We start from the raw sequence: 12,956 nt of genomic DNA, 5'->3' as shown, positions 1-12,956 counted from the left end.
TACTTCCTGTATCCAGCGAAAGCTGTCAAGTGCGGGCTTTCACTTGACTGGTTTCGCTGGATACAGGACCATCCATGAATGGATGCCGTCTCTGACAACGACTTAACATTTTTGTGTCCAGGATATTGACATAGATCCAAAATTTAATTCCCAAGGTTAATTTCATTAAGTTTAAGGTTTGCATAGTCTCACTCCCTTTCCATACTGTTAAGTAAATAAAGTCACATGGGTTATTTGAATTCAATTAAATGGCCCGTTTGCGGCATACTAACCAATTCCAAGCTTTCTAACTTATGAAACAAGTATACACTATTCAATAGTTAAATTGGGTGAAGTGTAAAATGCAATTTAAATATCTTCCAACTCCTACAGAGCTTTAGTAGATCATTCGTCAATATAAAATTAAAGGACCTTCTTTATTATTGTTTGGAATGATAAGAATAAACAATGATATATTATCGTCGTGAATCCAATACTGATTTGCAAACGAGGGGTCTTTGCACAAAGCAAGATAATGATCAAAGCGCTCAATTAAAATATTGTACAAAATAATATTTGATATATTTGTTATAATGCCGAATGGATAATCCTGCATGTTCTTTGATAGCTGCCAAAGTATGGCTTCAAGATGCTCTAAGCATTTGTATCGTGGATAAAACTGAAAATCATTCACCCACTCATGAGGGTGAAATTCTCTTGTCCTCCAACCCAACGGTCTATTTATTCGCCAAGTTTCAAGGCCAAAGCCATAGCATTCACTTTTCCATTCAATAAAAGCCTTTGAATAAATACAATTATCACTTGTTTTGTTATCCTGGAGATCATTTCTGATGCAATTCTTATGATTGAAGATTTTTTTATTTAAAATATACCTTTCGGCGGACTTAAAAATGGCTTTAGTTTGTAAAAAGTAGTCGAAATATAAACTCAAGTTGATTTCTCTATACGAAGGGCGTTTCTTTTCGTGTTCATTTATGAATTGCCGATATATTTTTTTATAGGAATAATTCCATTTAAATTTATCATCTGGGTCAAGATATCTTAATTCGTTATTATTACAATTTATGTTAACAATGTGTTCTTTTTTTGTATTTCCTTGACAATCAAAGAAAAGACGATTAAATAATTCAGGAAACTTTGAATAAATATTTGGTGCTCCACTGCTCAATTGGTAATCTTTTAATAGTACCTTCGGGTAGTAATATTCATTTTTATTCACATCTTTTTCTTGTATTTTCAACCACTTTCCAATAACTTTATTTTTAATTACTTTGCATTCTCCCCATTTGATCTTCATCTTTGGCAATGTATTATCTCCAATTATACAATTCTTGCAATGTTGGCAGCAAAAGGCTTCCTCGCTTTTACCGATATCATAGTGGATTGTCAACACTAAACCGCACAAAAGTTTTAAGGTCCTTGCCCATTTGATGTTGCGACTTGACAGCGAGCCTCTGCAGGCATGACTTTCCGGCCAGGACGCCAGATTCAAAGGTATCTGGCCAAGCCCCCAAGGCTATCATGCCTGCCCCTCACTGTAAAGTCGCAACGCCCCTTGCACGATATCCGCTTAGCTCCCTATGGCCGCCTTACGGTATTCCGTTGGCGTCAGATAATCAAGGGTGCCGTGTATGCGAAAATTGTTGTACCAGTTCACATAATCATCAAGTTCCAGATCCAATTGCTGCTGGCTTTCAAAACGCATTTGCTTGATAAATTCCGTCTTTACCACATTGAACATTGCCTCAGCGACCGCATTATCATAAGGGCATCCTTTCATACTCAGCGATCGCTTGATGTTGAATGTTTCCAGCACTTCGCTGATGAGTTGATTGTCAAATTCACTCCCACGGTCGGTGTGGAACAGTTGAATGGAATTGAGCGGACGATCAATACGTGACAAGGCTTTATAGACAAGCTGGGCATCCTTATGTGGACCGGCACTATAGCCGATGATTTCCCGGTTAAAAAGGTCGGTGAATAGACAAACATAATGCCACCTGTAGCCGACCCGGACGTAGGTAAGGTCGCTGACAACGACAGCCAGTTCCTCTTGCCCGTTAAACTCCCGGTTCAGAACGTTTTCCACTTTTTCTTCATTAGACTTGCTTTTATGCGGCTTGAATTGGGCGATCGTGTAATTTGAAACAAGCCCTTCCTCGTGCATGATCCGGCCAATCCGCCTTCTGGAGACAATATGACCTTTCTTTTTTAGTTCAACCTTAATCTTTCGAGTACCGAAGTTCTTTCGGCTCGTAAAGAAGATCTCACGGATCAGTTTCACCAGTTTTTGTTCATCTTCTTCTAGTTTCATTTGAGCTTCTGCCTGGATCCGGGCGTAATAGGTACTTCTTGAAATATTGAGGACGTCGCACATTGCTGATACCGAATAGAGGTGGGCGTTATTGCGGATCACATCTATTTTCGTCCCATGATCAGCGCTGCTTGCTTTAAAATATCGTTCTCCATCCGTAGCTGCTGGTTTTCTTTTCGGAGCTGAAGCAACTCATTCTCTTCCGGTGTCCGGTTATCTTTTTCCTTAAATGAGCCGGTGGTTGTAGACTGCTTCACCCATTTATCGAAAGCTGATGCGGTCAAATCGTATTCACGTATAATATCTGCTCTCGATTTACCATTTTCATAAAGTTGAACCATTTGTTTTTTAAACTCTTGCGTATATGTTCGTCTCAGTCTTTTTTCAGTCATTGTAGATCTCTCCGTTTCTGTTAGATGTATTCTACAAGACCTTAATTTTTCTGTCCAACTAAGTGTAGCCTATCCATAGTCCCTAAATATTTTACGACAGCAAGGGCAATTAACCTTCAATTTTTCTTCCGGATGAAAAGCACATCTATCGTAAAGTTTAATCTGATGAAAAAAACTATGGTATCCATCTTTCATACAAACCTCGCAAAATGACAATACGGGATAAAACATGGATCCTACGCGTTCCTTATCGGGAAAGACATGCAATGCTCCTTTAATACTTTCTTTATTGTATTCATGCAAGTCAAATCCAATATATTTCGCAGTCTTTACCTCACATAATGCTGTCATGTTAATTAATCCCCGTAAACCGTTACTTATAGTTTTCCCCTGCTGAACTTTGTGGTTTCCGGTTACACTAATCAATTCATTTCCGTTTAAAACATTAGCGAATTTGAATTTTTCGAGTATCCCCCACGTTGATTCATACCGTTGGACCCAGTTTACTTGCCACGTTGTAAAATACTTCCTCTCCCGGATCATGCTTGGAATTTCCTTCCGTGAGCTTCCCATTCGACATAACCAGTTCCAATTAAGGTTTCTTCCATTTGTTCCTTTTTAATATGATGAATGTCATATTCTTTATCTACAGTACCTGAACCATACTGCAACAAAATGTTTTCTATAAAAAGAACAAAATACTGCATAGGAATATCCAAATTATTTTTAATATGATTTTTCCGTCTTATGGATTGAATTGTATCCCAAATGTCAGGAGCAAGGTGTCCTAATCTAAAACCTTTGCTAAATGCTTCTGGAAAGTAAAAGCGTGTATAGCTCCAACCACTTTTGATAGGATACTCCGAATATTTGTCATAACCTGATAGACATATTTCAATATCATCGACATCTTTTAGACCTTTAAATTCATAATCCTGTGACATAAATCGACCGACCAATTGATATTTCCCGCTATCCCTGTACGCAGTTCTTTGGTACATAAGCTCAATTTGTCCGACTAAAAAGGTGATTAAATGTATATTTTGCAATGCTAAATCATTATACAAATCCATTAGCCAACGATATTCTAATTCAAATAAGTTTTGTGCATCATCTAAAAATAGAATGACTTTGTTTGAATTTGCGACTTCTGCTTGCTCGATTAATGCATTTAATAACCGTTTTCTCTTTAAATTTGGTTTTGAACCTATTAAAGCCAAATCATGTCGGATGCCAAATAAGAGGTCTTCAAAGAAAAAATTCTCAGTTGGATTCTTTCTCGTGCGACATGAAACATGATGTATCGGGAAATCGTTCCCCAATTCTTCTTGTAAAATTTTGATCACATAACTAACAGCCTTTGTTTTGCCTACTCTTGGATAGCCATAAATGACGGACCCGGGTATTCTGTTACGAATCCATTTGGAAACATACGTATACAATTTATTAATTTCATTTGTAGCTAAATAATAGTCACCAATTTCTATCGGGTGTGTATTCAATTCTACTAACGGCTTTGCATAAGGATCAATGTTATTTTGCATGGATAACACCTCTTTGCAATTGTATTAGAATTGTAATGTTTTTCGTAATTTGATAGTGGGTTTATTTGTCTTATGTTTGTTATTTTCTTCTTCATTTGTTTCCTTCATGACAGTTTCTTCGATTGGCTCAGATGAACTATCATATCTTTTGTTTTTGCTGTTTTGGTTTTTTTCAAAACTGGCCAGCTTGTTTCTCCCGTTTTTCGTGTTTGCATTAGACCTTAAATAATTATGATAAATTTCAATAGGATCCTCGCCTTGGGGAATATGAACCTCGCCACTGTTTTTAAGTTTATTGATAGCCTTCCTTTCCCTTAAACTATGCGGATGAATGCCCCACTTTCCTACAGCTGATAATATGCCTAACTCACTTCCGTTTTCTAAGTGGACTCTAATAAATCTTATATCGTCAACATTTACCAGTAATGTTACCTTCTTACCGATTAGGCTTGGCATATTAGATACAATTTCATTTGTGTATTTAACACCTTCATAGGTGACGAATGGACGTCTACCTCCCTTAATATCACCTCTTATAACTCTGCTAATTTTAGTTGTAAAGAATAAGAATTCATCGCGTTGATCTTCAGCTAATGTACTTACAGACATACCTCTGTCAATTCGTTGCTGCATCACTTGTAAGGGAGTTAGTTCAGACAGACTACTATGTGGGGTTGCGTTGTATTCGGCAATTAAAACATCTACAATGTCTTCAATATGCTCTACAGAGATTTGATACTTAACAGCAAGCTGCTCTGTGTTTTTTCTCCTACGCGGGTCGGTGGGGGCATTGCCTGTAGTGCTAATAATTCTATGGAATCCATTCGTTTCAAGTGTGTTAAAAAAACGTTCAATATGGGGCCTGCGAATGGGCGTCGCAACAGGTCCCATATTTATTGAGCATCCTACAAAATTATTTAGTTTGTCTTGCACGATTTTCGATATATTTGCTTTTGCATTGTCATAACAAAATTCATCCCAGATCCCAAACTTGGTTTCTTCAATCACGGACGATGGAAAACCTGAGTGTGCCGGATATTTTAAATCAGGAATTGCTAATTTTCTCGGCTCCCATGGTTTTATCGCATTCCGTATGCACATTAAAACGTCATCTGAGGAGTATTCTTTTTGAAGGCATAAATGGTAACCTAAAATGCAACGTGTAGCGACATCAATGATTGATAAAATCCAGATCCGGTTAATCGTATCTATGATTTCATCCCCTTCAAGTGTTTTATACTTTACTGCCAATGAAATATCTAATTTATGGCCATCGAACTCTACTCGCTCAAAGGGTCTATTTACCGTTGTTGATTGATATTGCGAGTAACCAACACCAGTATTCTTTGCAAGCATTGCTGCTTCATCACCATACCTTGCGGCTACGGCTATAAAGTGTTTATCTGATAATGAGTTAATGAATCGCTGTACCGATTTAAATGCTTTAGTTTTTGTGTTCAATGGATACTCGTCTAATCCGATTCCGGCTTTAAGGCAATTCCTAACAAATCGTTTATGAATATTTTTGAAGCTAATATTTCTCTCATACAATTCACCCTTTTTCACTACATTCAAAAAATCATTTTCTAAACTTTCTTTTAAACTTGGGTATTTATCTAATAGCTTTTCAAATGATGCGTTTAATGTATTTTTAACCCTTTGATATGGAATTAGTGCTCTATAACCAAAGGGTCGTCCATCTTCATGTGTCTCCAGGCATCTATGGAGTAATCTGTATAACTCACCTTTTCTAATTCCGTGCTCTTCACAAATTTGATCAATAGTTTTTTCCTTCTTAAAATACGCAATAACAGCGCCTTTTCTTCTCTTATACAGCTCCCTTTTAAGGGTGGGAAGATTATCCTCCAAGACGGTCGGCCAAATTGTTAAGTTGTGATAATCCATTTTCGAAAATCTATCGTGATCTTGTTTCATCTTTACACCACACCTCCGTTTTGGATCCGAAGTGTTTCTCCGATAAATCAGCACATATTTCTCCTCTAAATAAGAGGTAAGCTATATGTTCTAAAGTGACACGTCCATCTAACCTTAATTGTCCAGAAAGTTCAGACACCGCAATATGCGAGTCCACTTGAATCTGCTTAATCAGCCCTGCATGAATATCAAAATCAATTTTATCTTTGTGTTTTAGCAGTTTAATGATAAATTTGTAATTGGAGAGCAGAATTGCACTTTCTCTAATTTGACAATCTGTTAAAACCTTGTGTCTAATTTTGTTTACTTTGCACCATTCTTTTTGTATTCCTATTTGTTCAATTACCCTGGGTTTGGCTAAATCAATCTTGTATTTTACTTCAACAATTTCTTCATCACCATTATCATACAAAATCCACATATCCGGGATAGATGATCGAATCCTCGATTTAAACGGCAACTTGATTTCAAAAGGTTGTTCGCAAAAGCTAATTACATTGGGATTACACTCTGTTAATAACCAATTATCATATTCTAAATCACTGAATAAAAATACCTCTCTCTGCATTTTAATACTAAAGGATTTCCATCTATTGTTTCCAAATTTAGTAGACGCATTGTGTATAATAGGCTTATACATTTGTACACCTCCATAGTATTTACTATAAAAGGTCTTAACTTTGATGTCCAAAGAAACAGTTAGTCTTAACTTTGGTGTCCAAAAAGCTGGACACCAAAGTTAAGACTAAAATTGTAAAAATGCTATATTGGCAAGGTTTCATAACTGATAAATCAGTCCGAACTTTGATGTCCTTTTACAGAAATTTTAACCTGTTATGATACTTCATTTCAGGCTCATCATGGGAAAACCTGCAGCAAAAAGTCAGATGCTTTCTGCTGCGGGTTTTATAATTGGCTGCGGCTGTTCAAGTGAAATCTTCCGGCGTCTCATCTGCAAGAAAAATACGGCCGTCAATGTCAGACTAATAAGTCCGCACCCGATCATCATCGTCTGCAGGCCGATCAGATCCAAAAATGCCCCGGCTGACAACAAAACGACTTGGAATGCAATCCGTTCAAGCATATTCCGGAACGAGAAAAACCGTCCATGATACTCTTTCGGCATCTGTTTCTGGAAAATGACCATTGCCGTCGGAAAAAAGCAGCCGAGCGAAAATCCGAGCAACGCAAACGCACTAAGCGTCAAATAAAGATTTTCTGCGAAAAACAGCATAAACTCCGATACGGCAACGACTGTTGCAAAGAAAAATAAAATGACAGACGTCTTCCAATGTTTTGCAATCCATTTCACTGCGAAGGAACCGAGCATAAATGCAATCCCTTCACTTGTATAAACCAGTCCTTTGATCGACGATGATTGCTGGATTTCACTTAGATTGATGACGATCAAATTGAATGATCCGAGGAATAACAGCGGTATCAGCGTCATGACTAGCGTCATTCCGACTGCCGGATATTCTTTCAGCACTGGAAATACATCCATGAAGCCGCTCTTCTCCTGCCCTTTCCGTTTTAATCTGCCGCCTCCCTCCCCTTCATCCACTTGGAGGAACAAAGTGAACACTAGTAACGCTCCGTATGCTGCCATAGATATGATATAGAGTGAAGACAGCGACCAATAGACAAGCATTGCGCCTGCCAGCGCAGTGCCGGCGACTCGTGCGATGGTGGCGACATTCATATGCAGCCCATTCATCGTCAGCAGATCGCGTTCCTTGACGATCAGCGGAATGGTGGATTGCAGTGCCGGAAAATAGAACGTTGCCGCTAACTGGATGCCTACCACAAAGACGATCATCCAGGCGACTGACCCTGTCGACAGCGCTATCAGCATAAAAATGACGCTTAGCAGCCTGCCGATCCCAGCAAAGATCAAAACAGTCTTCTTGCGCGATTGATCGATGATCTTCCCTGCCAGCGGTCCTGCCAAAATACCGGCAAGCAAGCCGACCGACAAAATTAGCGCCTTTACAAAGTCCGAAGGCACCTTCTCCTGCATGAATTCAAGATTACCAATGATGCCGGTCCACAGGCCAAGACCAGCAATCATCTCTCCGGACAGGATGATCCATACATTTCGATTCCTCCACATCCCCATTCCCCTTATCTGTTATTTATTTCGATTCTCGAATTAGTATAATCAAAATAAATTAAAAAGTCACGGGCCTTTATGCCCGTGACTCCCCTGTTATTTCACTTCAGCCGCTTGTTCCTTAAGCAAGGCCGCCGCTTTCCCATCGACTTTCTCATCAGCTACAAAACTGCCGTTTGAATACCGGTCCACTAATCGGAACGTGCCAAGTTCGAGCGGAATCTTTTTACCGTCTTCCATGAGCAGATACAGACCGCTTCCCGCCTGGTCAAGGGACGTTCCGATGATCCGGTGCGGATTCGCTTTCAGTTCCTTCATGACGACGACACCCCGCTGTGCTCTTGCCGCCCGGTCAAGCTCAATGAGCGACATCCGTTTCACCGCGCCTCTCTGGGTGGCGATGACGACGGAAGAAGCTCCTTCCTGAAGCACTTCAAGCGATACAACATAGTCTCCATCCTTCAAATTGATGCCTTTCACGCCAGCTGTCCGCACGCCTGTTGGGGCGACTTCATCCAGCGAGAAGCGGAGCGCATACGCCTGATTCGTGAAAAGGACGATATCTTCTGTCCCCGCCACGATCCTGGCATCCAGGAGCCGGTCCCCTTTTTTCACATTCATCCCTTTGAAAGCCCTGGAATAACGCTGGACTTTAAAATCAGCAAGTTTTGACTGCTTCACATTGCCGCCTGAGGTGACTGTCAAAATGGAGGCCTCTGAATCGAATGAATCAACCCCGATTGCAGCGACAATCTCCTCTCCTTGGTCGAGCGAGATGATGCTCGATATGTGCTGGCCAAGATCCTTCCAGCGGATGTCGGGCAGTTCATATACCGGCTGGTACATATAGTTGCCGAAAGAAGTGAATAGCAGCAAGTGATGCTGGGTGTTCATGACCGTCTCCAGCAGGCTGTAATCCGATTCCTTCATGTCTTGACCGGTGCCGCCTGATGCACTGAACGAACGGATGCTCGTCCGCTTTACATATCCGTCTTTTGTGACGGAGACGACAACATCTTCACTTGGAACAAGAATATCAAGGTCCACCTTGATGCTCTCGATCTTTTCTTCTATGACAGATCTGCGAGGTTCTGCAAACTGCTTGCGAATTTCGAGCAACTCTTTCTTAATGACTGAAATCAGTTTACGTTCGCTCTTCAGAATGGCATCGAGCTGGTCGATCCGCTTTCGCAGATCTGCATCCTCTTTCTGCAGCTCGGTGATATCCGTGTTTGTCAGGCGGTAGAGCTGGAGGGAAACGATCGCTTCCGCCTGCACTTCTGTGAAGCCGAACTGTTTGATGATGTTATTTTTTGCATCCCGTTTATCTTTTGATGCCCGGATCGCAGCAATCACCTCATCGAGGATGGAGAGCGCCTTCATAAGCCCTTCTACGATATGCAGCCGTTCCTTCGCTTTTCGGATATCATATTCCGATCGGCGCGTAACAACGTCTTTCTGGTGTTCGATATACGCATCCAGAAGCATCGGAAGCGACATGAGCATCGGCCGCCGCTGCGCGATTGCAACCATGTTGAAGTTATAGGTGATCTGCAAATCCGTGTTTTTGAGAAGATATTGGATGATTGCATTCCCATCGATGTCTTTCTTCAATTCAATGACAATCCGCAGTCCTGTGCGGTCGGATTCGTCACGTACATCCGCGATGCCGTCCAGCTTGCGGTCAATACGTAATTCATCAATCTTCTTTACAAGATTCGCCTTATTGACGTCATAGGGAATCTCCGTCACGACGATATGGGATTTACCTGCCTTGAGAGGTTCAATCTCGTATTTCGCCCGGATGACAAATCTTCCTTTGCCTGTCTCATAAGCGGTTTTGATGCCGTCCGTCCCCTGGATAATGCCCCCGGTCGGGAAATCCGGTCCTTTCAGGACGGTCATCAGCTGATCGACGCCCACTTCCGGATCGTCCATGCGCATCAGGACAGCATCGATTACCTCGCTTAGCGCATGAGGCGGGATATCCGTCGCATAACCTGCCGAAATGCCTGTCGATCCGTTGACCAGAAGGTTCGGAAACCGGGAAGGCAGCACGGTCGGTTCCGGTTCGGTGTCATCAAAGTTCGGAATGAAATCCACGGTGTGCTTTCCGATATCGCGGAGCATTTCTCCTGCGATCGCGGAGAGCCTGGCCTCTGTATACCGCATAGCGGCGGCCGGGTCGCCGTCGACCGAGCCGTTATTGCCATGCATTTCCACCATGAGATGCCGCAGCTTCCAGTCCTGGCTCATCCGGACCATCGCATCGTACACGGACGTATCGCCATGCGGATGATAGTTGCCGATGACGTTACCGACCGTTTTCGCTGATTTCCGGAATGCTTTATCATGTGTATTGCCTTCATGGAACATTGCATATAAGATCCGCCGCTGCACCGGTTTAAGCCCGTCTCGGGCATCCGGCAGCGCGCGGTCCTGGATGATATATTTACTGTACCGTCCAAAACGGTCGCCGATCACTTCCTCGAGCGGAAGGTCTTGCAAACGTTCAGTCGCTGTCATTCAGAGTCCCCCTCATGAAGAAATTCATTCTCCAAGATGCTTTCGTCTTCCATGCCGAAATCGACGTTGCTTTCGATCCAGCGCCTGCGCGGCTCCACTTTATCACCCATGAGCGTCGTGACGCGCCGTTCGCTCTGCGTCGCATCCTCGATCGTGACGCGGATGAGCGTCCGTGATTCAGGATTCATCGTCGTATCCCACAGCTGGTCGGCGTTCATCTCACCAAGACCTTTATAACGCTGAAGCACATATCCTTTGCCGACTTTCTTGATCGCCGAATCGAGATCACTTTCTGTCCAGGCATACTCGATCTTCTCATTCTTGCCAGTCCCCCTGGACACTTTGTAGAGCGGCGGCAAGGCGATGTATACATGGCCCGCTTCGATCAGCGGCTTCATGTAACGGTAGAAGAACGTAAGGAGGAGCACCTGGATATGGGCGCCGTCCGTGTCGGCATCCGTCATGATGATCACTTTATCGTATGCGATATCTTCAATGTTGAAGTCAGCACCGACGCCGCCACCGATTGCATGGATGATCGTATTGATCTCCTCGTTTTTCATGATGTCCTCAAGCTTCGCCTTTTCGGTATTGATGACTTTTCCTCGAAGCGGCAAAATAGCCTGGAACGTCCGGTCTCGTCCTTGCTTTGCCGAACCGCCGGCCGAATCACCTTCTACGAGGTACAGTTCGTTCTTCGAAGCGTTCCGGGACTGGGCAGGCGTCAATTTGCCCGAAAGCAGCGTATCGGATTTTTTGCGTTTTTTTCCGGTCCTCGCGTCTTCCCGCGCTTTCCGTGCGGCTTCCCTCGCCTGCTGGGCACGGACCGCTTTGCGGATCAGATTTGCGCTCAGCTCCGCGTTCTCCTCCAGGAAGTACAAGAGCTGCTGGGAAATGATGCTGTCAGTCGCCGTACGTGCTTCGCTCGTCCCAAGTTTGCCTTTTGTCTGGCCCTCGAATTGAAGGATCTCCTCCGGTATACGTACGGAGACGACCGCAGCAATCCCTTCCCGGACATCAGAACCGTCCAGATTCTTGTCTTTATCCTTTAAGAGGCCGGTCTTCCGTGCATACTCATTGAAGACGCGCGTCATTGCCGTCTTAGCGCCTGTTTCATGTGTCCCGCCGTCTTTCGTTCGGACATTATTGACAAATGAAAGGATTGTCTCTGAATAGCCGTCGCTGAACTGGAAAGCGAATTCGACTTCGATGCCTTCAGCAACGCCTTCCAGATAAGCGACTTCATGCAAGACATCTTTTTCTTCATTGAGATATGATACGAACGCTTTGATGCCTGTTTCATAATGAAAAACTTCCTGTTTTTCAGGTTCTTCCTCTGAAAGAATTATTTTAAGCCCCTTCAGAAGGAACGCAGATTCACGCAGCCGTTCCGCAAGGGTATCGTACTGATATTTGATTGTAGAGAAGATCTCCGGGTCAGGTTTGAAGTGGATGAGTGTCCCTTTCTCTCTCGTGGTTCCGATCTCTTCGAGCGTCGTGGCAGGCTTTCCGCCGTCCACGAACCGCTGGCGGAATTTCTTGCCGTCCCTGAAAATGGTCACTTCCAGCCATTCGGACAGCGCATTGACGACAGAAGCGCCGACTCCATGCAAGCCGCCGCTCGTCTTATAGCCGCCTTGGCCGAATTTACCGCCGGCGTGAAGGACAGTGAAGATGACTTCCGTTGTCGGCTTTCCCATTTTATGCATCCCGGTCGGCATGCCGCGTCCGTAGTCGCGGACACTGACGCTGCCGTCCTTATGGAGTGTGACGTCAATTTCATGTCCGAAGCCTGCAAGCGCTTCATCGACCGCGTTATCAACAATTTCATAGACGAGATGATGCAGACCGCGTGAATCCGTCGACCCGATATACATGCCGGGACGTTTCCGGACCGCGTCTAAGCCTTCGAGTACGCTGATCGCATCGTCGTCATACATATACGTTTCTTTTGTCTTTGCCAAATTGCAACCCCCATCAAACGGATGTTCTCTTTTTACTTATCGTATCGCTTCCCGGAAAGCTTGTCAAATCAACGTTCCCGTAAGCTCGCCCATTAATTGTATAGAACAAACCGGCTTTATGCAATCGGATGATGGAAGAATCCCCCGTTCGCTGTGAAATGGCATTGT

At 43.2% G+C, this 12,956-nt stretch carries 8 protein-coding genes; all 8 read right to left on the bottom strand.

Annotated elements, in window-relative coordinates:
- Positions 1-391: 391 nt before the first annotated feature.
- Positions 392-1,306 (bottom strand): hypothetical protein, encoded by a 915-nt coding sequence (locus tag ACZ5FK_RS02195; protein ID WP_464806281.1) that lies wholly within the window; start codon positions 1,304-1,306, stop codon positions 392-394.
- Between the two features lie 264 nt (positions 1,307-1,570).
- Positions 1,571-2,706, bottom strand: a protein-coding gene (locus ACZ5FK_RS02190; RefSeq protein ID WP_464805249.1) for an IS3 family transposase whose coding sequence is annotated in 2 segments (ribosomal slippage) — positions 1,571-2,421 and positions 2,421-2,706 — 1,137 coding nt in all. Because the reading frame shifts where the segments join, the coding sequence is not laid out codon by codon here.
- A gap of 539 nt (positions 2,707-3,245) precedes the next feature.
- Complete coding sequence (locus tag ACZ5FK_RS02185; protein ID WP_464806280.1) at positions 3,246-4,250, bottom strand: ATP-binding protein; 1,005 nt, start codon at positions 4,248-4,250, stop codon at positions 3,246-3,248.
- Positions 4,251-4,274: 24 nt separating this feature from the next.
- Positions 4,275-6,185 carry a hypothetical protein gene (locus ACZ5FK_RS02180; RefSeq protein ID WP_464806279.1) on the bottom strand — a complete coding sequence of 637 codons (1,911 nt, stop codon included), beginning with the start codon at positions 6,183-6,185 and terminating at the stop codon, positions 4,275-4,277.
- Entirely contained in the window at positions 6,166-6,825 is a 660-nt protein-coding gene (locus ACZ5FK_RS02175; protein WP_464806278.1) for a TnsA endonuclease N-terminal domain-containing protein, read from the bottom strand. The genes ACZ5FK_RS02180 and ACZ5FK_RS02175 overlap by 20 nt, the downstream gene beginning before the upstream one ends.
- Before the next feature lie 243 nt (positions 6,826-7,068).
- Entirely contained in the window at positions 7,069-8,298 is a 1,230-nt protein-coding gene (locus ACZ5FK_RS02170; RefSeq protein ID WP_464806277.1) for an MFS transporter, read from the bottom strand.
- 96 nt (positions 8,299-8,394) lie between these two features.
- Positions 8,395-10,824: a DNA topoisomerase IV subunit A gene (gene parC / locus ACZ5FK_RS02165; protein WP_464806276.1), complete on the bottom strand. Its 2,430-nt coding sequence runs from the start codon at positions 10,822-10,824 to the stop codon at positions 8,395-8,397.
- Entirely contained in the window at positions 10,821-12,764 is a 1,944-nt protein-coding gene (parE, locus tag ACZ5FK_RS02160; protein ID WP_464807341.1) for a DNA topoisomerase IV subunit B, read from the bottom strand. Before parE ends, parC begins: the two co-directional genes overlap by 4 nt.
- Positions 12,765-12,956 lie beyond the last annotated feature (192 nt).

The organism is Sporosarcina sp. GTC18466 (assembly GCF_055389225.1).
This window is presented reverse-complemented; position numbering and strand designations above follow the sequence as displayed.

Excerpts from the sequence above, each read along its gene's own strand:
- ACZ5FK_RS02185 (WP_464806280.1), bottom strand. The coding sequence starts at position 4,250 with ATGCAAAATAACATTGATCCTTATGCAAAGCCGTTAGTAGAATTGAAT.
- ACZ5FK_RS02170 (WP_464806277.1), bottom strand. The coding sequence starts at position 8,298 with ATGTGGAGGAATCGAAATGTATGGATCATCCTGTCCGGAGAGATGATT.
- ACZ5FK_RS02175 (WP_464806278.1), bottom strand. The coding sequence starts at position 6,825 with ATGTATAAGCCTATTATACACAATGCGTCTACTAAATTTGGAAACAAT.
- ACZ5FK_RS02180 (WP_464806279.1), bottom strand. The coding sequence starts at position 6,185 with ATGAAACAAGATCACGATAGATTTTCGAAAATGGATTATCACAACTTA.
- parC (WP_464806276.1), bottom strand. The coding sequence starts at position 10,824 with ATGACAGCGACTGAACGTTTGCAAGACCTTCCGCTCGAGGAAGTGATC.
- parE (WP_464807341.1), bottom strand. The coding sequence starts at position 12,764 with ATGTATGACGACGATGCGATCAGCGTACTCGAAGGCTTAGACGCGGTC.